This is a genomic window from Hyphomonas sp., assembly GCF_041398385.1.
Taxonomy (GTDB): domain Bacteria; phylum Pseudomonadota; class Alphaproteobacteria; order Caulobacterales; family Hyphomonadaceae; genus Hyphomonas.
Map to the genome: position 1 here is coordinate 283,124 of NZ_JAWKUW010000003.1, position 25,451 is coordinate 308,574.

Annotated in this window: 23 protein-coding genes and 2 tRNA genes; 15 read left to right on the plus strand and 10 right to left on the minus strand. The window is 64.5% G+C overall.

From position 1 onward, the window contains the following. Window positions 1–32: 32 nt before the first annotated feature. Together R3C13_RS08435 and R3C13_RS08440 are read right to left on the minus strand one after the other, a co-directional pair. Window positions 33–106, minus strand: a tRNA-Gly gene (locus R3C13_RS08435). A gap of 38 nt (window positions 107–144) precedes the next feature. Beyond that, a tRNA-Tyr gene (locus R3C13_RS08440) sits at window positions 145–229 on the minus strand. Window positions 230–337: 108 nt separating this feature from the next. Here R3C13_RS08440 and R3C13_RS08445 point away from each other — a divergent pair. From R3C13_RS08445 to R3C13_RS08455, 3 genes are all read left to right on the plus strand, one after another. Then, window positions 338–1,138 (plus strand): TrmH family RNA methyltransferase, encoded by an 801-nt coding sequence (locus R3C13_RS08445; protein WP_371310368.1) that lies wholly within the window; start codon window positions 338–340, stop codon window positions 1,136–1,138. Window positions 1,139–1,186: 48 nt separating this feature from the next. Beyond that, window positions 1,187–2,086: a hypothetical protein gene (locus tag R3C13_RS08450; protein WP_371310369.1), complete on the plus strand. Its 900-nt coding sequence runs from the start codon at window positions 1,187–1,189 to the stop codon at window positions 2,084–2,086. A 108-nt stretch (window positions 2,087–2,194) separates the two neighbouring features. Next, window positions 2,195–5,026: a phosphoenolpyruvate carboxylase gene (locus R3C13_RS08455; RefSeq protein WP_371310370.1), complete on the plus strand. Its 2,832-nt coding sequence runs from the start codon at window positions 2,195–2,197 to the stop codon at window positions 5,024–5,026. Window positions 5,027–5,032: 6 nt separating this feature from the next. Here the strand turns inward: R3C13_RS08455 and R3C13_RS08460 are convergent, their stop codons facing one another. After that, on the minus strand, window positions 5,033–6,055 hold the full coding sequence (locus tag R3C13_RS08460) for an aspartyl protease family protein (RefSeq protein WP_371310371.1): 1,023 nt from the start codon (window positions 6,053–6,055) through the stop codon (window positions 5,033–5,035). 138 nt (window positions 6,056–6,193) lie between these two features. Here R3C13_RS08460 and R3C13_RS08465 point away from each other — a divergent pair, with 138 nt between their 5' ends. The 3 genes from R3C13_RS08465 (at window position 6,194) to R3C13_RS08475 (ending at window position 10,593) form a co-directional block, all read left to right on the plus strand. Then, a complete protein-coding gene (locus R3C13_RS08465) occupies window positions 6,194–7,444 on the plus strand; it encodes an acetyl-CoA C-acetyltransferase (RefSeq protein ID WP_371310372.1) in 1,251 nt (416 codons plus the stop codon). Between the two features lie 242 nt (window positions 7,445–7,686). After that, entirely contained in the window at window positions 7,687–9,837 is a 2,151-nt protein-coding gene (locus tag R3C13_RS08470) for a TonB-dependent receptor (RefSeq protein ID WP_371310373.1), read from the plus strand. 69 nt (window positions 9,838–9,906) lie between these two features. Beyond that, on the plus strand, window positions 9,907–10,593 hold the full coding sequence (locus R3C13_RS08475) for a Fe2+-dependent dioxygenase (protein ID WP_371310374.1): 687 nt from the start codon (window positions 9,907–9,909) through the stop codon (window positions 10,591–10,593). A gap of 797 nt (window positions 10,594–11,390) precedes the next feature. Here R3C13_RS08475 and R3C13_RS08480 read toward each other — a convergent pair. After that, on the minus strand, window positions 11,391–12,692 hold the full coding sequence (locus R3C13_RS08480) for an acyl-CoA dehydrogenase family protein (RefSeq protein ID WP_371310375.1): 1,302 nt from the start codon (window positions 12,690–12,692) through the stop codon (window positions 11,391–11,393). A gap of 121 nt (window positions 12,693–12,813) precedes the next feature. Here R3C13_RS08480 and R3C13_RS08485 point away from each other — a divergent pair, with 121 nt between their 5' ends. Both R3C13_RS08485 and R3C13_RS08490 read left to right on the plus strand, forming a co-directional pair. Beyond that, window positions 12,814–13,560 carry a TSUP family transporter gene (locus R3C13_RS08485; protein WP_371310376.1) on the plus strand — a complete coding sequence of 249 codons (747 nt, stop codon included), beginning with the start codon at window positions 12,814–12,816 and terminating at the stop codon, window positions 13,558–13,560. Between the two features lie 122 nt (window positions 13,561–13,682). Next, a complete protein-coding gene (locus R3C13_RS08490) occupies window positions 13,683–14,594 on the plus strand; it encodes a LysR family transcriptional regulator (protein WP_371310377.1) in 912 nt (303 codons plus the stop codon). Here the strand turns inward: R3C13_RS08490 and R3C13_RS08495 are convergent. Continuing rightward, complete coding sequence (locus tag R3C13_RS08495) at window positions 14,563–15,237, minus strand: crotonase/enoyl-CoA hydratase family protein (protein WP_371310378.1); 675 nt, start codon at window positions 15,235–15,237, stop codon at window positions 14,563–14,565. The genes R3C13_RS08490 and R3C13_RS08495 overlap by 32 nt on opposite strands. Window positions 15,238–15,329: 92 nt before the next feature. Continuing rightward, the gene (locus tag R3C13_RS08500) at window positions 15,330–15,791 is read right to left on the minus strand and encodes a nucleoside deaminase (protein WP_371310379.1); all 462 of its coding nucleotides are present in this window, start codon (window positions 15,789–15,791) and stop codon (window positions 15,330–15,332) included. Window positions 15,792–15,841: 50 nt separating this feature from the next. Here R3C13_RS08500 and rsmD point away from each other — a divergent pair, with 50 nt between their 5' ends. Next, window positions 15,842–16,402 carry a 16S rRNA (guanine(966)-N(2))-methyltransferase RsmD gene (rsmD, locus tag R3C13_RS08505; RefSeq protein ID WP_371310380.1) on the plus strand — a complete coding sequence of 187 codons (561 nt, stop codon included), beginning with the start codon at window positions 15,842–15,844 and terminating at the stop codon, window positions 16,400–16,402. Window positions 16,403–16,545: 143 nt separating this feature from the next. Here the strand turns inward: rsmD and R3C13_RS08510 are convergent, their stop codons facing one another. Then, window positions 16,546–17,553, minus strand: a complete 1,008-nt coding sequence (locus tag R3C13_RS08510; protein ID WP_371310381.1) for a patatin-like phospholipase family protein — start codon at window positions 17,551–17,553, stop codon at window positions 16,546–16,548. An 81-nt stretch (window positions 17,554–17,634) separates the two neighbouring features. Between R3C13_RS08510 and R3C13_RS08515 the strand changes: the two genes are divergently transcribed. The 3 genes from R3C13_RS08515 to R3C13_RS08525 all read left to right on the plus strand — a co-directional run bounded on the left by R3C13_RS08515 (window position 17,635) and on the right by R3C13_RS08525 (window position 20,187). After that, window positions 17,635–18,900, plus strand: a complete 1,266-nt coding sequence (locus R3C13_RS08515; protein ID WP_371310382.1) for a class I SAM-dependent RNA methyltransferase — start codon at window positions 17,635–17,637, stop codon at window positions 18,898–18,900. Further along, the gene (locus tag R3C13_RS08520) at window positions 18,900–19,337 is read left to right on the plus strand and encodes an NUDIX hydrolase (RefSeq protein ID WP_371310383.1); all 438 of its coding nucleotides are present in this window, start codon (window positions 18,900–18,902) and stop codon (window positions 19,335–19,337) included. The genes R3C13_RS08515 and R3C13_RS08520 overlap by 1 nt, the downstream gene beginning before the upstream one ends. A 64-nt stretch (window positions 19,338–19,401) precedes the next feature. Beyond that, window positions 19,402–20,187: an SDR family NAD(P)-dependent oxidoreductase gene (locus R3C13_RS08525; protein WP_371310384.1), complete on the plus strand. Its 786-nt coding sequence runs from the start codon at window positions 19,402–19,404 to the stop codon at window positions 20,185–20,187. A 66-nt stretch (window positions 20,188–20,253) separates the two neighbouring features. On the opposite strand, the gene R3C13_RS08530 is transcribed toward R3C13_RS08525, so the two are convergent. Then, window positions 20,254–20,571, minus strand: a complete 318-nt coding sequence (locus tag R3C13_RS08530) for a hypothetical protein (protein WP_371310385.1) — start codon at window positions 20,569–20,571, stop codon at window positions 20,254–20,256. A 434-nt stretch (window positions 20,572–21,005) separates the two neighbouring features. On the opposite strand from R3C13_RS08530, the gene R3C13_RS08535 reads away from it, so the two are divergent. Then, window positions 21,006–21,989 carry an NAD(P)H-dependent flavin oxidoreductase gene (locus tag R3C13_RS08535; RefSeq protein ID WP_371310386.1) on the plus strand — a complete coding sequence of 328 codons (984 nt, stop codon included), beginning with the start codon at window positions 21,006–21,008 and terminating at the stop codon, window positions 21,987–21,989. Between the two features lie 29 nt (window positions 21,990–22,018). On the opposite strand, the gene R3C13_RS08540 is transcribed toward R3C13_RS08535, so the two are convergent. Beyond that, window positions 22,019–23,239: an OmpA family protein gene (locus tag R3C13_RS08540; RefSeq protein WP_371310387.1), complete on the minus strand. Its 1,221-nt coding sequence runs from the start codon at window positions 23,237–23,239 to the stop codon at window positions 22,019–22,021. Between the two features lie 57 nt (window positions 23,240–23,296). On the opposite strand from R3C13_RS08540, the gene R3C13_RS08545 reads away from it, so the two are divergent. Together R3C13_RS08545 and R3C13_RS08550 are read left to right on the plus strand one after the other, a co-directional pair. After that, entirely contained in the window at window positions 23,297–23,710 is a 414-nt protein-coding gene (locus tag R3C13_RS08545) for a hypothetical protein (protein WP_371310388.1), read from the plus strand. Between the two features lies 1 nt (window position 23,711). Continuing rightward, window positions 23,712–24,518 carry a GNAT family N-acetyltransferase gene (locus R3C13_RS08550; protein ID WP_371310389.1) on the plus strand — a complete coding sequence of 269 codons (807 nt, stop codon included), beginning with the start codon at window positions 23,712–23,714 and terminating at the stop codon, window positions 24,516–24,518. A 7-nt stretch (window positions 24,519–24,525) separates the two neighbouring features. On the opposite strand, the gene R3C13_RS08555 is transcribed toward R3C13_RS08550, so the two are convergent. Further along, entirely contained in the window at window positions 24,526–25,434 is a 909-nt protein-coding gene (locus tag R3C13_RS08555; protein WP_371310390.1) for a D-2-hydroxyacid dehydrogenase, read from the minus strand. Window positions 25,435–25,451 lie beyond the last annotated feature (17 nt).

Here is a 25,451-nt window from a genome sequence, read left to right on the forward strand (position 1 = left end):
TGATTTTATTCCCTTTTATGAAGTGCAAAAATTGGAGCGGGTAGACGGAATCGAACCGACATACTCAGCTTGGAAGGCTGCTGCACTACCATTGTGCTATACCCGCCCGCTCGGGGCGCTGGCGCCGCCAGCGGCGTGTGCGGGTGGTGGAGGGAGCTGGATTCGAACCAGCGTACGCTAGGCGGCCAGATTTACAGTCTGGTGGATTTAACCACTCTCCCATCCCTCCACGGGACCCACGACCACACGCCGTTTGACGTTGCCGCGCCGGCGCTTCACAAGGGCGCCTTATGCGCCGCTGATCCACTCCGGAAGCGGCCTTATAAGGATGAACCAAATGGCGCGCAACCATGGAAGACGGCGAAATGCACACCCGCATGCAGGCGCCCCCCTGCGCCACATCCGGCGTGAGGCCGGGCCACCGGAGTCCGGGGTCTGGATCTGGGGCATCCACGCCGTTGAGGCCGCCCTCGCCAATCCCGATCGCACGCTGATCGAACTGATTGCAACCGAGAATGCCGCTGCCCGGCTGCCCGCCAACCCACTCACGCCGCGCATAGTCACCGCCGCCGAGATTGACCACCGCCTGCCCGCCGGCTCGGTCCACCAGGGCCTCGCCCTGCGGACAGAACCGCTGGACCCACTGGCCATCGAAGACCTGATCGAAGACGGCGTGCCCCGCATCGCCGTGCTGGACCAGGTCTCGGACCCCCATAATCTCGGGGCGATCTATCGTTCTGCCGCCGCATTCGGTTTTGGCGGAATCGTCCTGCAGACCCGCCATGCGCCGCCGATTACCGGCATTGTCGCCAAAAGTGCCGTTGGCGCGGTCGAGACGGTGAAAGAGGCACGCGTGGTCAATATTTCCCGCGCGCTCGAGCAATTGGGCGAAGCCGGCTATCATACGGTCGGGCTGGCCGGTGAAGGATCGGCCGACGTCGAGCGGGCAGTCAAAGGCGCGCCAAAGCTCGCGATCGTGCTTGGCGCCGAAGGGCCGGGCCTGCGCCCCGGCGTCGCCAAAGCCTGCGCCGAGCTTGCGCGCATCCCGATCCGGCCGGAAATGGAAAGCCTGAACGTATCCAATGCTGCCGCAATTGCCTTCTATGAAGCAGCCCGAAATGCTTTTCCCGGCGATTGATCCTCGTTAGGCTCGTCGCTGGATTTTGATCAGGGAGCCTGAACTGCCATGATGCGATTCATATCGATCCTTATTCTTCTGGCTGGCCTTGCCGTGGCCGGCTATGGCGGCTCACGCCTGCTCGAAGCCTATGGGCCGCAGGATCTGGGCAGCGCCGCCAGCGACATGACAGAAGCCGCCCCTGCGGAAGAAACCGTAATGGAATCGGCGCCCATGGAAGAGGCGGCAGGCGCAGAAATGGCAGCAGAACCCGCGGCCGTTGAAGTGGCCGAAGCGAAACCTGCGCCCGAAATAGCGACGCGCTCGCTTCCCGCTCCCTCCCTCGATGACGACCTGTTTTCCGGCGAGTCTGCGGCAATCGACGAAGTGCTGATGACGCCTGAAGTTGCGCCCGAAGTGCTCGATGCGCCCACTGCTCCGGCGCCCGATCCGGCTGCGACTTTCCTCGAAACGCTGCAGACCGTGCCAGTCGCGCATGAGACGCCGTCCATGGCGGAATACAAGCGCCCGTTCGAAGCCGTCCTCGCCCTTGATGCGACGGGAGATGATACCGCTGCCGACGCCCTGCCGGGCCGGGGCAATGTCCAGGAGGGCACCGCCCGCGTTTCCAAGCGGGTCGAGGCTCGCCTGTCGGGTTCCGGCTTCGCCATAAAGGCCATGACACCCGAACAGCAGACGATCTCGCCGCTGACAGAGAACACCTGGCGCTGGTCGGTCACGCCCCTCACGGCGGGCAGCCAGGAACTCACCTTCGACATCTACGCCATCGATGACGGCCCCGCCGTGCCGCTGCGCACCTTCCACAATACTGTGACGGTTCAGGTGACCGGCCTTAACCGGGCGATCGCCTTTGCCGACCAGGCTAACCCGCTGGCGGTGTTCCTCGGCGGCGTCGGGTCCATCCTTGCGGGACTGTTCGGGGCGATCAAGTTCGTCCGCAAACGCTAGAAATAACGGCAGACCTGCCCGGATTGTATGGTCCGGGCGGGCTCACCCCCTGACGCGGGGACAAGCGCCCTTTGACTTTCAGGCAAAAGGCCGCTTTGAGTGGCGGACATGACATCCCGCTCTTCTTCAGCTCCGCTATCCCTTGAAACCGCGCAGGAATTTCTGCGCGAGCAGGCTCAGCGCATCCAAATCGACCCGATGACCAATTCGGTCTTCGCCTTGTCGCAGACCCTGTTCCGCAGCCTCGAAGCCGGCGAGACCAGCCTTGCCGACCTGTCGAAATTCGCAGGCGAAGTGCACCTCGACCTGATCGAACAGCGGGCAGACCGCTTCCGCGCCCAGCATTGCGGAGGCAATGACACAGCAGCCTGGAAGCTGCTGGAAGGCAGGCTGGAAGAGCTTGCCGGGGAAGGGTTCGACGCCTTTAAAGCAGCTGTCGAACAGCCACGGGGCGGGATCGTCTTCACCGGACACCCGACCTTCGCGCTCTCAAGCGAACTCCGCACTGCCTTTGCCGCCCATGTAGGACATCCGACAAAGTCGAGCCGCGCCACGCTCGCGAAGTTGGTCCGTCAGGACTCCCGCGTCTGGAACCAGCAGATCAGCCTGCATGGCGAACACGAAGAAGCCCAGGCAGCGATTGTTCACGCTGCCGGCGCGCAGAGGAAAGTCTCGGCCGTCATCCTGAAAGTCGCCCGCCGCGCGTTCCCGGACCAATGGCGTTCACTGCGGCCAGCGCTGCCAACGCTCGCGAGCTGGGTCGGCTATGACCTCGACGGACGTGCCGACATTCACTGGTCGCAATCACTGACTTTCCGCCTCTGCGAAAAAGCCGAGCAACTGGAGCGCTATGCCGACCGCGCTGATGAGATCAACGCTATCGTGGGCAAAAGCCCGGCATTGAACGCCCTGTCGAAGCGCCTGAGGGCCGCATGCAAGGAAACCCGCCGGCACGCCGATCTGTTCGCCACAGATTTGACCAACGCCGACAACCTTGTCGCAGCGGCAAACGCGCTGACGGCGCACTCCGAGCACGCGATCCGAAGCGCCACCGACATCACGGATGCCGTCGACCGAGCTCTTCCGTCTGCAGAGGATGATCTGGCTGAAGCACTGATAGCGTTCCGCGCTGAAGCCGAGGCGCAGCAGCTCGGAACCGCGCGCATCCACCTGCGCGTCAACGCAGCCCAGGTGCGCACTGTTATCAACCGCGACCTTGGCCTCGAAACGGAAGACCGCGAGCTTGGCCGGGTCGCCCTCGCCGAGCTCGCCGAGAAGGCCCGTAAATCGAAGCCTGTGAAAGTGAACTTCGGGGATCTGTTCCTGGAACAGTCCACCGCACGGCGCCAGTTCATGATGTGCGCGCAGATCCTGAAGCATATCGACTCCGGGTCTGTCATCCGCTTCCTGATCGCCGAGAGCGAGAACCCCGCGACCGTAATGGGCGCGCTCTATCTCGCCCGCCAGTATGGCGTCGAAGACATGCTCGACATCTCCCCCCTGTTCGAGACGCCCGAAGCCCTCGAGACCGGCGGACGCTTCGTCGAGCGCCTGCTGGAAGAGCCGGAATTCCTCGCCTATGTGAAAGCGCGCGGCTACCTGTCCATCCAGCTCGGCTTCTCCGATGCCGGACGGTTTATCGGCCAGGTCGCCGCCGACATGGCGATCGAGCGGATCCACAACCTCATCGCCCGCGCGCTTGCCGCCAAGGAAGCTGGCGTCGATCTCCTCATCTTCAACACACATGGTGAATCCATGGGCCGGGGCGCCTGGCCGGGAACGTTCAAGCAGCGGTTCGACCACCTGCTGACGCCATGGACGCGCGGCGGCGCAAAGATGCGCGGCCTGAAACTGCGCCATGAAGTCAGCTTCCAGGGCGGTGACGGCTACCTCCACTTCGCAACACCAATGCTGGCCAGCGCGACCATGGCGGCATGGTGCCAGCACATATTCGAACCCGTTGAAGAATCTAGGGCCGACCCTTTCTACACGCGCACGGACCTTGTCTGGGATTTCTATCGCGCCCTCAGAGCCTGGCACGAGCGCCTGTTTGGAAACGCCGATTACGGACGTTTGCTCGGGGCCTTCTCCAGCGGCCTGACGGTCAAGGCAGGTTCCCGTCCCAAACGCCGCGCGGCTGGTCCGGCGGGGCCGCGTTCCCTGAGGGCGATTTCCCACAATGCGACGCTGCAGCAGCTTGGTGTTCCGGTGAACACGGCGGCAGGGATCGGTTCTTCGCTGCAACGGGAAACGGAGCGGCTGGTACAGCTGATAGACGCCAGTCCGCGGATGCGTCACCTGATCGAACTTGCCCAGCACGCCCGCGACCTGACCAGCCTGCCCGCGCTGCGCGCCTATGCCCGCGTCTACGATCCGAGCGTCTGGATCGCCCATGCGCGCCTCATGACCACCGATACGGCCGCGGCAGCGTATCGGGCAGTTTATTATTCCCTGCGCACGGACGAGACCGCCATTTCCATCGACCGGATCGCGAACATGATGACGGTGGACCTCAGGCGATTCGACCGGCTGATGGCGCAGACAAAAGATGCGCCGTCAACTGAACAGCGCCACGAGGAGCGCCTGACCCTTCATGTGCTCCATGCTATCCGGCAGACCCTCATAATGCGTGCCTTCGCAATCGTCGGTGGCCTGCCGCGGTTGTCGGAGCGACATGATGCCAGCACGCGGGATGTCGTGCGCATGGTCAGCGAACTGCGCATCGGCGAAGTCGTCGACCTGCTCAGCGAAATCTTCCCCCGTGCCCGCGACGAAGGCACTCCGCTGGCATCTCTGACCGAGTCTGGCGGCGACGTTCGCGGAACCGCTTATGGATACGATCGAATTCATCGCGACATCATCGCGCCCCTGAACGAGATCGACCGAACCCTGCATGGTATCAGCCTTGCGATCACGCATCCTTACGGAGCGTTCGGATAAGCAAGGTCAGTTCTGCTTGAGCCGGGTCGCGCTGCCGCCCAGAATGATGCCAAGATTGTCGGAACGATCCGACGCATATTTCAAGCCCAACCCCTTCATGTTCCGGTAAGGGATCGTGAAAGTGATCTCTTTCCGGCTCTGGTCGATCTGCATACGGAATTCCGACAGAAAATCCATGCCGACCACCATTGCCGGTTCCTCGGCAAGTCCCAGCAACTCGAACAGAGGCGGATCCGACACCAGAACGTCAGCGCGCTTGAATTCATAGCCGCCGATCGCACAGCGCCGAACCGTCGTGATTTCAAGGAGCGCTCCATAGCCGCCAGTCGCACCCTGCAGGATTTTGGTTTTTTCAGGGTTGGTCTTGGCCCGTGCGGCTTCAGCCAGTCTCGGATTGATATAGGTCACATTCGATCCGGTATCCAGCAACGCAAAGGCTTTCTCCCGGTTGACCCGCACCGGAATGAAGATCAGTCCATTCTCCTCAACATATTTCATCGTGACACTGGCTGTGCCCCCGATCCGTTCCGGTCTTCCTTCGTAGAGGAAAACCTTTCTGTTCCGAAAGTCGAAATCGACAACATCCCGGCCCAACAGATTCAGCGGCAGGACGTTGCTTGCCGCACCTTCGACTTTCATTGTCGGATTGTAGGCGGCCCGGGTGCTGCCAAGCACAACGTTGCCGACCTTGACGGCCCCAATATCGACAACGGAATATTCCTTCACACCCAATGTCCCGACAACGCTGATCTGGGGGGCATTGTCGCCCGGCTCGGGAATACCGGCCGCAAGGGCAGTCCGGCGATCAATCATCGGATAGGTCGCGGCTGTATCGATGACTCCTTCGGCCGCGGCCTGTCCGTTCAGCTCGATCGGCACGATCATATGGTTCAGCTGGTTGATCTCGAACAGGATGACTTCCCGTTCGTTGGCCTCTGCCGGCAGAACCGGCGCCCCCCCAAAAGCCATCGCAGCCCAACTGGCCGCACATAAGACCCTAGAAGTCCAGGATAGCGTTGCACCAACCATGGGGGCAGTATTCCATAAAATCGGATTCCTTCAAAATCGAACTGTCGGATCCTGCCCCGGCGTCACGCCTTTCGATGACGCTTACGTTCGCGTAAACCGGGGCCAAAGGGAACCTCAGAGGAAATCCGGAGACAGATCATGGCCGAAGCTTTCATCATCGACGCCTGCCGCACGTCCCGCGGCATAGGAAAGGTTGGAAAGGGCTCGCTGGCCCACCTTCATCCGCAGCACCTCGCAGCCACGACGCTTGGCGCTATTGCCGAGCGCAACGGGCTCGACACGGCCACCGTCGACGACGTCATCTGGGGCACGTCCAGCCAGCGCGGCGCCCAGGGCGCTGACATGGGCCGTATGGCGGCGCTCGATGCGGGCTATGACATCAAGGCGTCCGGCATGACGCTCGACCGCTTCTGCGGCTCGGGCATCACTTCCGTTTCGCTCGCCACCGCCCAGATCATGTCGGGCATGGAAGACTGCATTGTCGCCGGCGGCTGCGAGATGATGAGCTACACGGCGGCCACGGCGGATCCGAAGAACCCGCCCATGATGGACTCCGGAAACCTGCACCTGCGCGACCTGCACCCGCAGTCCCAGCAGGGCTGCTGCGCCGACGCCATCGCGACGATGGAAGGCATCACCCGCGAAGCCGTCGACCAGCTGGCCGTGGTCAGCCAGGATCGCGCCAAGCGGGCCATGGATGAGGGCCGGTTCGACCGGTCCGTCGTGCCGGTCTTCAATCGTGATGGAACACTCGCGCTCGACAAGGACGAATTCCCGCGCCCCGGTACCACGATGGAAAGCCTTGCGGGCCTCAAGACCGTGTTCAACATGTTCTGGGACATCCCGGTCGACGACACGGGCCTGACCTATGGCAACATGATCGAGAAGGTGTACCCGCAGCTGAAGGGCAAGGTTCAGCATGTTCATCATGCCGGCAATTCCTCCGGCGTGGTCGATGGCGCCGCGGCCATCCTGCTGACCTCCGAGGCCTACATGAAAAAGCACGGCCTGAAGCCGCGGGCCCGCGTCGTGGCAACAACGAATATGGGCGACTGCCCGACGCTGATGCTGAACGCGCCGGTGCCGGCCGCGAAGAAGGTATTGGCGAAGGCCGGCCTCTCCACGGACGACATCGACGTCTACGAGATCAACGAAGCCTTCTCGGTCGTTGCAGAGAAATTCATCCGCGACCTCGATCTCAACCGCGACAAGGTCAACATCAATGGCGGGGCCATGGCCCTTGGCCATCCGATCGGTGCCACCGGCTCCATCCTGATCGGCACCGCACTCGACGAGCTTGAGCGCTCGGGCGGCCGTTATGGCCTCGTCACCATGTGCGCCGCTGGCGGCATGGCCCCGGCCATCATCATCGAGCGCCTCGACGCCTGAGCCTATCCGGCGGATTTGCTACGCTGATCGAACGCCCGGTTCCCCTGCGGACCGGGCGTTTTTCGTTGGCGGCATTACAGAAGTACCGCCTGCGACATTTCTGCAAATAATTCTCATTCTCTGTTGCGAGTCATTCTCATTTGCATTAAGGCCCCAGTCAAAGGCCGCGCGGGGCGGTCATCAGGGAGACCCATATGAGACAAGCCGTTCGCAAACCGCGAAGCCTGCGAGTGCCCGCTACAATGTGTGCTGCACTCGCCGTCAGCACGGCCGTTCCAGCCTTCGCAGACGATGCCGAGGAACCGGAACTGCGGAACGAAACAATCACGGTCACGGACGTGACCGCTGATACGAACCCCTATGGCGACCCGGATGCGCCCTATCGCGCGGTACGCTCGGCCAGCGGCCTGTTCACCGAAGACCTGCTGGATACTCCGAAATCCATCACCGTCATTACCGATGAGACCCTGCACGACCTTGGCGCCAAATCCTTCCGCGACCTGTTCCGCGCCCAGCCCGGCATCACGCTCGGAACCGGCGAGGGTGGCAACGCGTTTGGCGACCGGATCTTCATTCGCGGTTTCGACGCCCGCAATGACGTCTATGTCGACGGCGTGCGCGATCCTGGTGTCGGCTCGCGCGAGACTTTCGCGGTGCAGCAGATCGAGATCCTGAAGGGCCCGTCCTCTGCCTTCGGCGGACGTGGGACGACCGGGGGAGCGGTCAGCCTCGTTTCCAAGAAGCCGGGCGAAGGCGACTGGGGCGACGTAGAATTCACGCTGGGTTCCGACGCGACGCGCCGGGCGACCCTGGACGTCAACCATGAAGTGACTGATGACTTCACTGTGCGCGTCAATGCGATGATGCACGAATCCGAAGTCGCCGGCCGTGACGAAGTCTACAATGACCGCTGGGGAATTACCGCCGCGGCGGAGTGGACCCCTACCGAAGACGTGACGCTTGGCTTCGACTATTATCATCTGTCCACCGACTACCTGCCCGACTGGGGCCACCCCTATGACGTCGACAACAACCGCCCCTTCGCGGTCGATCGCGACAATTTCTATGGTGTTCTCTCGCGCGACTTCGGTGAGACCTTTGCCGACGTCTACACGCTGCAGGGAAACTGGGTAATTTCGCCTTCCGTCGAATTCAATTCGGTCCTGCGCTACGGCCAGAGCAAGAACGCCTACACCGCTTCTGCGCCGGAGCGCCCGGATGCCGTCGCCCGGACGGTCAGCGCCAATGCGAAACGCCGCGACGCGATCACCGACTACTGGACCAATCAGAGCCGACTCACCTTCCGCTTCGACACCGGCACCATCGGCCACACGCTGGTCACCGGCATCGAGCTGTCGCGCGAGGAAACGCTGAACCGCGCACGCACATTTACCGAATGCGCCGTCCTTCCGTGTACGGGCGCGACCTCCAATCCGCTGCTCGACCTTGACAATCCCGATAATGGAATTCCATGGGGCAATGAAACCGAAGTGACGGGCCGGCCGACCATCACGACTGAAACGGCGGCGCTTTACGCCCTCGACACGCTGACCTTCTCGCCGAAATGGGAAGCCTTTGTCGGTATCCGGGCGGACAGCTACTCCGCTGAAACGTCGGGCCTCACGCCGGAACGGTCGAGCGGCTCGGATTTCATCAACTGGCATGGTGGCCTCGTCTACAAGCCGGTCGAGAATGCCTCGATCTATGGCAGCTATTCCTCCGCCTCGAACCCGCCCTGCGAACAGCTCGACGCCTTTGCCCTTGATTATGGCGGCTGCGACGCGCTGACGGCAGCGATGGACCCGGTCGAGAACAAATCGCTCGAACTCGGCGCGAAGTACAATCTCGGCGGGCACCTTGACCTCAGCGCCGCCGTGTTCCGGATTGCCCGCGACGGCGTGCCGATCTCGCTGGGCCGGGGCGCGACGACGACCGGCTCGCAGGACCAGGAAGTCCGGGGTGTCGAGTTCGGCGTGGCCGGCAACCTGACCGACAAGTTGAGCCTGTTCGGCGGCCTGACGCTGTTCGAGACAGAGATCACCGCGAGCACCGATCCGACCCATGTCGGCGAGATGTTCCCGAACGTCTCGGAACAGAGCTTCACACTGACGTCGCGCTACCAGATCACGGACGACCTGCACTTTGGCGGCACGGCCGGCTACAACAGCGAGAAGTTCGGCGGGTCCGTCGCTGCTGCATCGACCTTTGTTCCCGACTATTGGCGCTTTGACCTGTTCGGCGGCTATCACCTCACCGACAATATGGAGCTGACGTTCAACGTGCTGAACCTGACGGACGAACTTTACTATGATGCCATCTACCGTTCCGGCACGCCGTTCAGCTATGTCGCACCGGGCCGGTCGGTGCTCGTAACTCTGGACATCGACTTCTGATGTCCGGATAGAGGGGCGGCCATTTCATCCCCACGCAAACGGCCACCCTTCGCACGCCTGGAGACCCAAATGCTGATCTGCATTCCACAAGTCCTGACCAAGCAACAGGTGAAGGACATCCGCAAACTGATCGATGCGGCCGAATGGGTCGACGGCAAGGTGACGGCGGGCATCCAGTCAGCCGAGGCCAAGCGGAATACGCAACTGCCGGAGGAGAGCCCCGCCGCGCGGACGGCACAACAGCTGGTCAGCGTGGCGATCGGCAACAATCCGCTGTTCCTGTCGGCGGCGCTGCCGCAGAAAGTGTTTCCACCGCTGTTCAACCGCTATGTCGTGGGCGACAGTTTCGGGGCACATGTCGACAATGCGATCCGTTCGGTGAAGAACTCCTCAGAACGTATCCGTACGGACCTTTCTTGCACCCTGTTCCTGACCGAACCGGAAGACTATGATGGCGGCGAGCTGGTGATCGAGACACAGTTCGGCGTGCAGGAAGTAAAGCTGGAAGCCGGCGACATGGTGCTCTATCCCTCGACCAGCCTGCATTCTGTCAGCGAGATCACGCGCGGCGCGCGCATCTCGTCATTCTTCTGGCTGCAGAGCATGGTGCGCGACGAGGGCGAGCGGACGCTGCTGTTCGATCTCGACCAGTCGATCCAGCGCCTCGCGGCCGAGCGCAGCCACAAGGACAGCGAAGTGATCCGCCTGACCGGCATCTATCACAACCTCATCCGCCGCTGGGCCGAAGGCGCCTGAGCACCCTCACCTCCCACGCCCTTCGGGCGCGGGCCCCTCCTCTCCCGCGAGCGGGAGAGGGGTGAAGGGGCGCCGGGTCAAACCCCTCTCCCTCGGGGAGAGAAGGGGCCCATTGCGTCAGCTATGGGACGTGAGGGCCTGCACTTGAAGCCGGACTGGCTGGAAGCCATCCGGGGATAAAGGGCCGTGGCGCGGCGGGCGCCGTGGCGCTCCGCCAGAGTAAGAATATAGGCTACGGATTGGAGCGTTACCGCCCGCCGCGCCGGAGATGGAGATTTCGGATCGCCGCCGGCGCGCCTCATCGCATCGGCCGTCTTGCAGGGCCGAGGTCGGACAGCCCAGCCGAAACCGGATCTGCCGGGGAGGTCATCGGTCTTTGTCGGTCGTGTTTCCACTTCCTCCGCCGGACCAGCTTTCCTAGGGCCGCCGCCTGGCCGTTACTCCGGGCGACAGCTCAATCTCTCCATTCCTCCCCCACACAAACCGAACGGTACCGGCCCGGCCCCTGTGCAAGGGATGCGGACAAGATAGGTGTGCAGCGCCGCTGTCCGGATAGACGCGTCGTCACCCCCGAACGCGCAGCGGTCTGGGGGGCCATCCCTGAACGCTTCAACACAGCACGGCATCTGCTGTGTCTTCAGCGGAACATGACGCACGTTGGGGGTCTTCCAGAGATGGGTGCCCGGACGGCTTTCAGCCGTCGGGCATGACGCGGGAGGGGGATAGAGCGTGCGTCCTTCCCCTCCAAAAAAAGCACGGGCCTTTCGGCCCGTGCGCCTGTTTCGTCCTTGAGCCGATTATTTACGCCAGACAGCAGCCAGCGCCGGATCTTCCTCTTCGCCGGTGTATTTACGGGTCTCGGCGCGGCCGACGACCATGTGGTGCACTTCGTCCGGACCGTCGGCGAGACGCAGGGTGCGCTGGTTCGCATACATGCGGGCGAGCGGTGTCCACTGCGAGACGCCGGTGGCGCCGTGCAGCTGGATGGCGTCGTCGATGATGGCGCAGACGCGCTCCGGCACCATGGCCTTGACCATGGAGATCCAGACGCGGGCCTCCTTGTTGCCGAGCACGTCCATGGCCTTGGCAGCCTTGAGGACCATCATGCGCATGGCTTCGATCTCGATGCGGGCGCGCGAGACTTTCTCGATATTGCCGCCGAGCTTGATGAGGTCACGGCCGAAGGCCTGGCGGGTCATGCCGCGGACGACCATCAGGTCCAGCGCCTTCTCTGCCGCGCCGATGGAGCGCATGCAGTGATGGATCCGGCCGGGGCCGAGGCGCAGCTGCGAAATCTCGAAGCCGCGGCCTTCGCCGAGCAGCATGTTTTCCTTCGGCACACGGACATTGTCGAACACGATATGCATGTGGCCATGCGGCGCGTCGGGATCGCCGAAGACGTGCATCGGGCCGACAATGGTGACGCCCGGATGCGGCAGCGGCACGAGGATCTGCGACTGGCGGCGGTTCACGTCCGGCCCGTCATTGGTTTTCACCATGCAGATCATGATCTTGCAGCGCGGGTCGCCGGCGCCGGAAATGTAGTATTTCTCGCCATTGATGACCCATTCGTCGCCTTCGAGGACGGCGCTCATGGAGACGTTCTTGGCATCCGACGACGGCAGGGCCGGCTCGGTCATGGCGAAGGCGGAACGGATCTTGCCTTCGAGCAACGGCTTCAGCCACTGTTCCTTCTGGGCCGGCGTGCCGACGCGCTCCAGCACTTCCATGTTGCCGGTGTCAGGCGCCGAGCAGTTCATGGTTTCAGACGCCAGCGGCACCTTTCCGAGTTCGGCGGCGATGTAGGCATAGTCGAGGTTTTTCAGGCCCTCACCGGTTTCGGCATCCGGCAGAAAGAAGTTCCAGAGGCCCTGTTTCTTGGCCTCGTCCTTCGCCTTTTCGAGGGCTTCGAGCTGGCCGGGGGCATAGGACCAGATGTCCTTCTTGCCTTCGCCGAGGCGCTCGAATTCCTCGTACATCGGCTCGACCGTTTCCTTGATGAAGGTCTTGACGTGTTCGTAGAGCGGACGGGCCGAATCCGACATGCGCAGATCATTCAGCTCGTTCATCGCATCCATGGAATGCTGGGTGTCAGCCATTGGGGTTCCTCCTTGGGGACATGTTTTGGGGACAGGTAGCCACGCGCAGGGCGCGGCGGCAAATGGATTCCGGGTAAGGCGCCCTCTGGCGCTCCGGTAAAAACGGGTCTAGGGCGCGGACATGAGCCCGATGTCCGCCGCCATCATTCTCGTCACAGTCCTCGTCACGAGTTTCATATCGGGCATATTCGGCATGGCGGGCGGCATCATCTTCATGGGTGTGCTGAATGCGCTGGTGCCGGTGGCGACGGCCATGATCATCCATGGCGCCGTGCAGATGGTGTCGAACGGATACCGCGCCTTCCTGTGGCGCAGGCATATCGATTGGAAAATCCTCAGGCGCTACGCGCTCGGCTCGGCGGCGGCCGTGGCCCTGTTGTTCGCGCTGAGCTGGCGGCCGGACAAGCACACGGTCTACCTGCTGCTGGGCCTGGTGGCGCTGCTGGTGTGGCTGCCGAAGAAACTGCTCGACCTCGACATCCAGAAGCGCTGGCAGGCCGAGGGGGCGGGCTTCGTCGTACAGGCGCTGAACACGGTGGCGGGCGTGGCCGGGCCGCTGCTGGACCAGTTCTTCGTGCGCACCGAGATGACGCGCCATGCGATCGTCGCGACCAAGGCGGTGACGCAGGTGCTCGCCCATTTCGTGAAGATCGTATTCTGGAGCGTGCCGGTGATCGCCGCAGCGGGCGTCGAGGCGCTGCCGCCCTGGTGGCTGATCCTCGCGGCGGCGCCGCTGTCCATGCTGGGCACGACGCTGGGCGGCAAGGTGCTGGACCGGATGAGCGACGTGAACTTCAAGCGCTACATGCGCTATCTCGTCACCGCGATCGGCGCGGTCATGCTCATGAAAGCTGCCGGCTGGCTCTAGGGCCGCGCGCATGGGGCTTACTCCGGTGTCGACAGGCCGGACGATGCCACAAACTCGACTATTCGTGAAATTTATTGCATGAAGCACAAACATCACTGTCCGTGATGATTGTGAGGCGTGCCATGAATCTGAGATCGCTGGACCTGAACCTCTTGCCGGTGCTGGAGGCCGTGTATGCCGAGCGGAGCCTGACGCGGGCGAGCGAGAGCCTGCGCATCACCCAGCCGGCGGTGAGCAATGCGCTTTCACGCCTGCGCGCGCATTTCGAGGATCCGCTGTTCGTGCGCGAGGGGCGCGGCGTGAAGCCGACGGCGATGGCGGAGGCGCTGATGCCGGCGGTGCGCGAGGCGCTGGACCGGCTGCGTGCGGGGCTGGAGCCGCGCTCGGCCTTCGAACCGTCACGCTCCACAAGGGTGTTCAATATTTCCGCGCGCGATGCCGGGGCCTTCATGCTGGCGCCGGTGCTGGCGCGGAAGCTACAGGCCGAAGCACCGGGAATCCGTATCGCCTGGAGCCAGGTGACGCGTAGCGCAATTTCGGGCGAGCTTGCCTCTGGCCGTCTCGACCTCGCCATCGACGTGCCGGGCATCCGCGGGGCCGACCTCGAGCGCGAGCATCTGATGTCGACGCCCTATGCGGTCGTGGTGGCGGCAGATCATCCGATGTCGGACAAACGTTTGTCTGTGGAAGACTTCGCGGCGCTGCGGCATGTCGTCGTGTCCAGCCGCCGCGAGGGGCGGTCCTATATCGAGGAAGTCGTGCGCGCGAACGGGGCGCGGATCACGCCGGTGGTGCGCCTGCCGCATTACATGCCGGCACTGGAAATCGTGCGGCAGACGGACCTTGTGCTCACCCTGCCCGACTCGCTGGTGAGCGGCGACGGGCTGGCGGCGCTGACGGTGGACATGGACCTGCCGGGCCTAGATACGGACCTTTACTGGCGGCGGGAGAATTCCGAGGATCCGGCGCTCAGCTGGCTGCGCGGCGTGCTGCTCAGCCTCGCTAGACCGTCGACTGCTCCAGCGTCGGCATGATGGCGTCGATGGCCGGGCGGCGCACCAGCAGCTTGTTGCGGTAATAAGCGCCGTTGGAAATCGCCTTGAGGCGCGTTGCTTCATCCATGGCGGCATCCATCAGCTCGCCCGGCTCCACCACGCGGTCCAGCCAGCCGACGGGCACGGCCTCGTCCGGCGTATAGAGGCGCGCCTGGACCAGCGCTTCGGTGAGGTACATCGGATTGAGACGGGCGCGCGGAAGCTCCGTGCCGAAGGCCGGAAGGGTCATGCCGTTCACCGTCTCGTTGGCGCCGACCTTATAGGCGCCGCGCGCCGAAATCCGCGTGTCGCCGCCGAGCAGCAGGAAGGCGCCCATGGCGATAGCGTGGCCGGTGGAGGCGATCACGACGGGCTGTTTCCACGAGAAGAGGCGCATGGCGAGCTTTCCGCCGCCGCTGACCAGCCTGCGCACATCTTCCGGCTGGGCACCTGCCATGAATTTGAGATCGAAGCCGGCGGAGAAGCGGTCCGGCCGGCCGGTCAGGACCAGCACGTCGGCGCCGGCGGCTTCGTCGAGGCAGGCATTCACGGCGTCGAGCATGGTGAGGCTGATGGCGTTGGCCTTGCCGTCATCCATGGTAACGATGGCAATGTCGTTCTCTGTGCGGAGGGTTGCGGTCATCGGGATCTCCTTTTGCCGCACATGGCAGGGCTTCACGTGAAGGAAAGCAAGTCTTTCCGGCGCGTCAGTTCTGAAAGGCGGGGTTTCAGGGCCTACCCGCGGCGGGCCTTGAAGAAGTCCTTGAGGAGGGCGCTGGCCTCTTCGCCGCGCGCTTCGTCCTGTTCGACCTCGGGTCGCCAGTGGCAGGTGGGCTGGTCGAAGAAGCGGGCGCCGTGGATGACGGCGCCGCCCTTGGGGTCGCAGGCGCCGAAGACGAGCTTGCCGATGCGGGCGAGGCTGATCGCGCCGGCGCACATGGCGCAGGGCTCCAGCGTGACGTAGAGGTGTAGGCCGGTGAGGCGGTAATTGCCGTATTTGTGCGCCGCGCGGCGGAGCGCGATGATTTCCGCATGGGCGGTCGGGTCGTTGGCGCTGATCGGGGCATTGGCCCCTTCGGCGACAATCTCACCGGTCTCCGGATCGACGATGACGGCGCCGACCGGAACTTCCCCGGCCGCCGCCGCCGCGCGGGCAAGCTGCAGGGCGCGTTCCATGGGATCGGGGAGAATTGTCATTGATAAGGGATCGCCCTAGAGGAGCCGGAAGTAAACCCGGAAGACTACGAATGCGCATCATTGCAGGCGAGCACAAGGGGCGGGCGATTGCTGCGCCGAAGGGTCAGGGCACGCGGCCGACGGCGGACCGGGCGCGGGAGAGCCTGTTCAATGTGCTGGCCCATGCGCCATGGGCGCCGGAGATCGAGGGCGCGCGGGTGATCGACCTGTTTGCAGGCTCGGGCGCGCTGGGGCTGGAGGCGATGAGCCGGGGCGCGGCCTTCTGCCTGTTCGTGGAGACCGACCATGCGGCACGCGGCGCGATCCGCGACAATATCGAAGCGCTGGGGCTTTACGGGAATACGCGCCTGCACCGGCGCTCTGCCACCGACCTTGGCGAGAAGCCGGCGGGCGTCGGCAGCCCGTTCACCCTCGCCTTCCTCGACCCGCCCTATCACAAGGATCTGGTGGCCCCGGCGCTCGACTGCCTCGTCAAGGGCAACTGGCTGGCGCCGGACGCGCTGGCCGTGGTTGAGACGGCGGTGGACGAGACGATCCTGCCGGTGGGGTGGATACTGCTGGACAGCCGGGATTATGGCGCGGCGCGGGTGTGGTTTTTGAAGCGTAGCTGACCTTCATCCTCCCCCGCCTGCGGGGGAGGTGCTGAGCGCAGGCGAAGCGGAGGGGGGCCTTGCCGCAAGTTGGGTGCCCCCCCTCCGTCAGCCGGCTTCGCTGTCTGCCACCTCCCCCGTAAACGGTGGAGGATGAAGGCCGGTTACCCCTCCAGAAACTCTTTCCTCAGGTCGATGTTCGAGGTCTTGGTGCCGAGGTGTTTGGCGTCGCCTTTGAGCCAGGCTTCGGCGGCGTCGCGGCCCTTGTCGCGCAGGCTTTTCAGGAAGCGCCAGCCGGTGTCGTACTTGGTCGACAGGCTGAGGTCGCGCAGGTCGTCGCCGCCGCGGATGGCGTGGAGGTTGAGGCGGCGGTATTTCTTCAGCATGGGTTCTTTCAGCATGCCTTCGTCGATGAGGCGCTGGACGAAGGCGATGGCGCGGAGTTCCCCGATCAGGGCGGCGTTGAAGCTGATCTCGTTGAGGCGCTCCTGGATCTCGCCCGCGCGCTTGGGCACGCCGTCGCGGCGGATCGGGTTCAGCGTGACCAGCAGCACGTCTGCCGGGGCGCCGGAATAGACCAGCGGGAACAGGCTGGGGTTTCCGAGATAGCCGCCGTCCCAGTAGGCCTTGTCGCCGATCTCGACGGCGCGGAAGGTCTGCGGCAGGCAGGCCGAGGCGAGGACGGCATCGGCGCTGACTTCACCATCGGAGAAGACCTTGACGTGGCCGCCCTGCACATCGGTGGCGCAGATGAAGAGTTTGACCGGGCCGTCATGGATGAGGTCGAAGTCCACGACCTCGTTCAGCACGTCGCGCAGCGGGTTCACGTCCAGCGGGTTGAGGTCATAGGGGCTGGCGACGCTTTGCAGGGCCGAGGCATAGGCAAAGGCGATGGGGCTGAGCGCGCCATAGAGGCTGAAGCCGGAGGACACGCGGGAGACGGCCTGCCACAGCGCCTCCATCGTGGCCTGCGCGCCGACGCTGCCGCCGACGGCGTAACCTGCTGCGAAGGCTGCAGCATTCATAGCGCCGGCGGAGGTCGCAGTGATGGCCTGGATGTCGATCCGGTCTTCCTCCTCGACGAGGCGATCGAGGACGCCCCAGGTGTAGGCGCCATGGGCCCCGCCGCCTTGCAGGGCGAGGCTGATCGGGCGGCGGACAGGTTTCGCCATGGCGGCCTCCTTTGCGGACAGTCCTCCCGGTGCTAACCGGGTGCTTCCCGCCGGGCCAGACCGAATCAGGACATGCCAGCCATGACAGACAGCGATGCCCGCAATGCAGGCGACCTCGTCACCATCGAGCGGCTCGGCTCGAAGGGCGACGGACAGGTGCGCGACGGCGACGAGTGGATCTCGGTGGCGCTGGCCCTGCCGGGCGAAAAGGTGCGCATCGCGCCGGACGGCAAACAGCGCGCGAAACTGCTGGAAGTGGTGACGCCCTCGCCCGACCGGGCAAAGCCGGCGTGCAGGCATTTCGGCAAGTGCGGCGGGTGCGGCCTGCAGCATCTCGGCGAGCCGGCCTACAAGGCGTTCAAGCGGGGCCTGATCGTGCAGGCGCTGAAATCGCGCGGGCTGGAGGCGCCGGTGGAAGAGACCTGGGTGACGCCGCCCGGATCGCGCCGCCGCGTGACCTTTGCGGCGCGGATGACGAAACAGGGCCTGCGCTTCGGCTTCCATGCGCGGCGCAGCGACGACATTATCGACATATCGGAATGCCCGGTTTCCTCACCCGACATTGTACGGAAGATCGGCGCCCTGAAGGAGCTGGCCGCGCCGCTGGCGCCGCTGAAGGGCGAGATGGACATTCTGGTGACGGCCGCGCCGAACGGGCTGGACCTGCACCTGTCGGGCGTTGCGACCTTTGCCGCGCCGCATGACGTGATGATGGCGGGCGCCAAGGCGCTGGCGGCAGGATTTATCCGGGTCACCATCGGGCATGACGTGCCGCTGTCGCAGGCGCAGCCGGAATTCCAGGTGGGCAAGGCGTTCCTGCGCCCGCCGCCGGGCGGCTTCCTGCAGGCGAGCACCGAGGCGGAAACCTTCATGGCGAGCCTTGTGCGCCAGCATCTGAAATTCGCGGTGGACGTGGTGGACCTGTTCGCCGGCAGCGGGACGTTTGCCCTGCGGCTGGCCGAAGAGTCGCGCGTGCATGCAGTCGAGGGCAGTCCCGAGGCGCTGGCGGCGCTGGAAGCGTCGGCGCGGGAGGCGCGCGGGCTGAAGCCGGTGACGACGGAAGTGCGTGACCTGTTCCGCAATCCGGTGCCGGCCGCAACGCTGGCGAAGTTCGGCGGCGCGGTGATCGACCCGCCGCGGGCGGGCGCAAAGCAGCAGGTCGAGGCGCTGGCCTATAGCGGTGTACGGAGGATCGTCTATGTCTCGTGCGATCCCGGCACACTGGCGCGCGACCTGCGCGTGCTGGCGGATGCGGGCTATCGCGTGAACCAGGTCTATCCGGTGGACCAGTTCCTGTGGTCGGCGCATGTGGAAAGCGTCGCCTTCCTTGAGCGGACCGGCGCCTGATGAGCGGGGAGAAACCGGTTCCGGCCGTCGGCACGGTGTGCTTTCGCGGTGAGGACGTGCTGCTGATCCGCCGGGGGACGAAGCCGCTGGCGGGCAACTGGTCGATCCCCGGCGGCAAGATCGAGTTCGGCGAGCGGGCGGAGGCCGCAGCACTGCGCGAACTGAAGGAAGAGACCGGCGTGACGGCCCATCTCGTGGGCCTTATCGACGTGGTGGACGCGATCTTCACCTCGCGGACCAGCGGCGAGCCGACCCGGCACTATGTATTGTTCGATTTTGCGGCGGTGTGGGACGCGGGCGAGCCCGTGGCGGGCGACGACGCTGCCCATGCGGAATGGATCGGGCCGGAACGGCTGGAATCGCTGGAACTATGGGACGAGACGCGGCGCATCATCGCGGCGGCGCGCGCCATGCTCGCAAGCCAATCCGCCTCTTGACCGGCCCCAACGTCAGCCATCTTGTGTGGCGCAGAAAACCGAATATCCATCAGGAGGACGCCCCGTGACCTACGCCCCATTCAATCTTTCCGGAAAAGTCTGCGTCGTGACCGGCGGCAACAAGGGCATCGGCCTCGGCATGGTCGAGGCGCTGGCCGCATCGAACGCCGACGTCGTGATCTGGGGCCGCAAGGCCGACGACAATGCCGCCGCGGTGAAGAAGGCCGAGGCCCTCGGCACAGGACGGGTCAAGGCCTGGCAGGTGGATGTCGGCGAGGAAGCCGAAGTCGTGAAGGCGATGGCGGAAGCGGAAGAGGAATTCGGCCGCATCGATACCTGCATCGCCAATGCCGGCGTTGGCCGGGGCGCGGCAAACTTCCACGACATGACGCTCGACACCTGGCGCTACAACGAACGGATCAACGCCGAAGGCGCCTTCTTCACATTGCGCGAAGCGGCCAAGTCGATGGTAAAGCGGGCAAAGGCCGGCGATCCGGGCGGCAGCCTCGTCGGTACGGCCTCGCTTGCCGGGATCGAAGGCGCCGGGCGGAACCAGGCCTATGCGCACACAAAGGGCGGCCTGATCGCCATGATGAATGCGATTGCGGTGGAATACGGACGTTACCAGATCCGCGCCAATTCGATCCTGCCCGGCTGGATCGCCACCGACATGACCGAGGGCGGCCAGAACAGCGACGTGTTCAACACCAAGGTCATCTCGCGCGTGCCGATCCGGCGCTGGGGCGAACCGGAAGACTTTGGCGGCATCGCCGTATACCTGGCGTCGGACGCCTCGAAATACCATTCCGGCGACACGCTGATCGTCGATGGCGGCTATGCCAAGTTCTGATCCCAAATAAAACGGGCCGCCCCTTTCGGAGCGGCCCGGAATATCCTGTTGCCAGGAAGCCTGAGCTTAGTGCTCTTCCGGCTCTTCGGTCGCTTCTTCCACAGCGTCGGCAGCATCGTCAGCTGCGTCGGACATGGCGTCAGAAGCATCGTCAGCCATATCGGACATGGTGTCCATGGCGTCGCCTGCGGCTTCGGTGGTTGCGTCGACCGCATCGCCAGCAGCTTCGGTCACAGCGTCGGCTGCTTCCGTCGTCGCGTCGACGGCGTCGTTCACGGTTTCTTCGACAGCTGCCGGCGGCTCTTCTGCCGGCTTCGGTGCTTCAGCGGGTGCACAGGCCACGAGGGCAAGTGCGGACGCGCCGAGAAGGAAAATGTTTCTCATTTCAGTACCCCTGTTAGTTGGTCTTTCGACCGGGCGGCCTCAAACCTTCCGCCCATCGTTGTTAATAGTCCACACAGCAGGCCTCAGGACACACCTGTAAACCCCTGACGCGAACACCCCTTCCCGGTGAGGCGGGAAAGGGCAGAGATTGGGCAACCGGACCATTTCGCGGGCATTCTGCCCCCTGTCCAGCGCCGGCTCCCAACCGGAAAGGATACGAATGCCCGAATTCCGGGTCAGCCGGGTTCCCTTCCGGAGCGAGTCGCAGGCGATTCCGCCTGCTTGGACAAGAGTCTGCAGGCAGATCGCGGCGGGATTTAGGCAACGGCGCGGCAGGACGGCGTTGGACGCGCCCCGGCGGCAGCTCTTGCGTTGACGCAGCGGCGGGGGCCTAGCCTGACACAAAAGCCGGATTCAAAGGGAGAATCGCTGCCATGGGCCTGAAAACACGCCTCACTGAGATGCTGAATGTCCGTCACCCGATCATGCTGGCCGGGATGGGCGGGGTGTCCTATGCCGAAGTGTGCGCGGCGATGTGCAATGCCGGCGGCTACGGCGTGCTGGGCATGGCCGGTACCACGCCGGACTTCATCGAAGACCAGATGAAACGGGTTCGGGAGCTGACCGACAAGCCGTTCGGCGTCGACCTGCTGGCAGCCAGCCCGGAAAGTCTCGAAGCCTCCGTGGACGTGATCATCAATGGCGGGGCCGACAGCTTCGTCGCCGGCCTCGGCGTGCCCATGCCGATCATGGAGCGGCTGAAAAAGGCCGGTGTGAAGGTGATGGTGGTCGGCGGCGCCGTGAAGCACGCGGTGAAGGCCGAACAGGCCGGGTGCGATGCGGTGATCCTGCAAGGCGGCGAAGGCGGCGGGCATACGGGCCTCGTCGGCACGTTGCCGCTGGTGGCGCAGGCCGTAGAAGCCGTGAAGATCCCGGTGGTCGCGGCGGGCGGCATCTATGACGGACGGGGCCTCGCAGCCGCGCTCGCCCTTGGCGCGCAGGGCGTGTGGATGGGGACGCGCTTTATCGCGTCCGCCGAGGCGCACGCCGCAAACATGTACAAGCAGGCGGTGGTCGAGGCGGGCGATACCGACACGACGCGCACACGCTGCTATTCCGGCAAGCCGATGCGCTGCCGCACGAATGAGTACATCAATGACTGGGAAAGCCGGCCGCAGGACATCCAGCCCTTCCCCTACCAGGCCATCCATTCGACCAAGACCGGCGTGATCGGCGGCATCGGCGGCATCACGGACGAAACGAAGCTCAATCCGGACAGCTCCTGCTTCGCCATGGGCCAGTCGGCCGGTGGCGTGCATGAGGTAAAGCCGGTGGCGGCCATCGTGGCCGACATCATGCGCGATGCCGAAGCCGCGATCGACCGGATGGCGGGCCTGCGCGTGAAGGCGGACGCGTGACACACGGCCGGCGCGGAAGCAGCTGAGCCCTAGAGCTTCACAACGTCGACGCGGCGGTTGAGTGCCTTGCCGTCGGCCGAGTCATTGCTGGCCACGGGCTCAGTCTCGCCCTTGCCGGACGATTGCAGCCGCGCGGCATCGATGCCCTGCTCCACCAGCCAGGAGACGACCGATGCGGCCCGCCGTGCGGAAAGGTCCATATTGTAGGCATCGGCGCCGTCGGAATCGGTATGGCCTTCGATCTCGACACGGAGGTTCAGGTCCGCCTCCAGCGCCTCGAACAGCATGCGCAGCGCCGGATCGGAAATCGAGCGGGGCACATCGCTGTCATGATTGAACAGGATGCCGTAGATGCGCGCTTCGCCGGTCGCTTCCAGCGACTCCGAAATCGGGTTGCCTGACGACGCCTCGCTGCAGCGCGTGGAAGAGCCCTCCGCCGCGACCGGGCCGCCCCAGGCCGCGCGGCTACGCTGGCGATAGCGCACGCCGTCGAGCGCGCCTGCCGAATTGCGCGTCACGACCGCCGTGCCGGTGATGCCGTCTTCGGACGTCCAGTTCAGAAAGGCGACCCCGTCATTCACGGCCCCCTCCAGCGTTCCGGTGCTGCGCCCGCCATTCTCGACATAACAGCCTTCGATCAGAGTGCCTGTCTGGTGCAGCTCGATCAGGTCCGCGCGGCCGGACTGGAAGATGCCGGAAAAACGGTCTTCGTCTTCCGGCGGCACCAGCGTGCCGTAGGCCATCACTTCGTCGAGGTAGATCCAGGAGGCGGCCGGGTCCTGCGGCGAGGTCACGGTGAAACGCAGCCAGCGGACCGGACTTTCGGATGACACGTCGGTCATGGTCGGGCCGTCGACCGCAGCCTTCTCGATCATGCCGAGCATGACGAAGCCGGCATCCGGCCCTTCCGCAGAGCCTTCGACCGTCACGCTGCCGGCCGACCCGCCCGCGACACCGCCCGGACGCGCGCCCGCACCATCAATGCCGACGGCCGTCAGCTCCGCCGGCGCCAGAAGTTCGAACACGAATGTCCATGGCCCCGGCGCCTTCTTCGTGCTGGTGCTCCAGTGGCTCTGGTCATTGCCGTCCGTCAGCGCCAGCGCCCCGGCGGGATTCACCGGCGCAGACACCAGGACGGCACCTTTGGACAGGGTCAGCAGGTCTTCCGGCGGCGCCGCTTCCTCGGCCGAAGCCATGCCCGCAAACGCCAGAACTGCCACCATGGCGGCAGCACGAATTATCCTATACATAGTCCGTCCCCTCTGAGTTTTGTCCCAGCAGGCGGACTAGACCACGGGAGCGCCGCAATGGCAAAGAAGAGCTGGACCGAGAAGCTGAACAGCGGCGCCGTGCGTGAAGTGAAGCGGGCGCCGAAGGATTTCGCGGACATCCAGGCCGGACAGATGATGCTGATCACGACCGCGCGGGACGTCGCCGATTTCGTCTCCCATGTGCCCAAGGGCAAGGAAGTCGATATCAGAGCCCTGCGCGCGGGCCTCGCGAAGGAAGCGGGCGCCCAGATCGCCTGCCCGGTCGTTACCGGCATCTGCCTGCGCATTGCGGCGGAATATGCCGGCGAGAAGCTGGAGGCAGGCCTGCCGGCGAAGAACGTGCCGCCGGTCTGGCGTGCCATGCCGCCCGGCGCTCCGATCTGGAAAAAGATTGAGAACGGCAAGGAACATTTTCTCCGCTTGCGGAAAGCCGAGGGACTGGCTGTCTGAGATGAATTCCGCCCGACATGAAACACAAGCCCTGGAGCAGAATCTCTGGTCGCAATGGGCGCAATTCGGTGTACCGGACAATTGCGCCTTCCACCGGGAGGACGGCGTGTGGCGGCTGGTGACACCGATCGCCTCCCTTCCCTACAATGGCGTCTTCCGGTTCGACGTCGATGACCGCGAAGCAGATGCGCGCATTGACCGGATAATCGCAGATTATGACGCGCGGAATGTGGAGCATTTCTGGGTCGTGCACCCGTCCTCCCGCCCTGCCGACCTCGACAAGCGCCTTATAGCACGCGGCTTCATGGAATTTGAGGTTTGCCCGGGCATGGTCGTCAAGCCGAAAGATCTGAAGGCCGATATTCCGTCTTCGGATGGTGTGGAAATCAGGGAGATTTCGGCGACCGACGAAACACCCATCCTTGAACTGGTGGCCAACCGGTGGTCCGTGCCAACGGATGCGCTGGGCTACCTGCAGTCCTTCTTCCGGGAGAACCATGTCGGCCAGCCGGACGGGACCACGCGCGCCTGGCTCGCCACCCTGAATGGCCGGCCTGTCGGCAAGGCTTTCACGCACCGGTCCGGCAACATTGCTGGCCTTTACGGCGTGGCGATCAGCCCGGAGGCCCGGGGGCACGGCGTCGGCCTCGCCATCTGCGCCCGGGCGTTGAGGGAAACAGCGACGGACGGCATTGAGCTACTGGTCCTGCATTCAACACCCATGGCTGTCGACCTGTACAAAAAGCTGGGCTTTCGCAGCGTCGCCCCCTTCCGCCTGTTCGGACGGGGCGAGCATTTCTCCATCTGACACCGCTTCAGCCAGCGTCTTCGAACACCCTCGGATCCACAAGGTTCAGCAGGGGTTCGCCTTTTACGTAGCGGTGGAGGTTTTCCACGAAGGTGCCGTCCGCGCGCAGGATGGTGCCGGTGGTTTCGGGCGAGTCGTGCGGCGTGAGGCGGATTTTCGGATGGTGCCAGAGCGGGCTTTCCGGTGGCAGCGGCTCCGTTGCGGTGACATCAAGGGCGGCGGCCGCGGGATGGCCTGCATCAAGCGCCGCGACAAGGGCCTCTTCGTCCACCAGCGCGCCGCGGCCGAGGTTCATGAACAGTGCGTCCGGCTTCATCCGTGAAAAGAAGGTCGCCCCGGCGATGCCTTCGGTCTCCGGCGTGTGCGGCACGCAGAGGAGCACGATGTCCGCCTTCGGCAATTCGTCCGGCACGAGCCCCATGGGGTAGATTTCATGTGCGCCTTCAGCCGGGCCCGGCGAGCGGCGCAGGCCCGTCACATGACCGCCGAGCGCGGTGACGCGCGTGCCGACGGCCTGCCCGATCGAGCCATAGCCAACGATCAGCCAGCGGCTGCCGGCAATTTCGCGGGCGCGCAGGCGCTTCCATTCCGCCGCGTCCTGCTGGGCCCGGTGGGCGGGGCCCTCGCGCAGGAAATCCAGCGCCTGCCACAACGCCCATTCGGCCATGGATTCGGCCTGGGTGTGATTGGTCGTGTAGTGTTTCGCCGCCTTGCCGATGGAGATGAGGGCCGCATTGTCGAGGCCGGCCGCAGCAGACTGGAACCAGTCGAGCCGGTTGGACGTCAGCACCGCCTTCATGAAATCCCGCGCCGCACCGCCGAACCAGGCGTCCGGATTGCCGAAGGCGATGTGCGGATTGGGGGCGTGGGAGACGACGCGGCTGCCAGCGTGATAGAACTGGCCTTCATCGGTCATCACAATGACGTCCAATT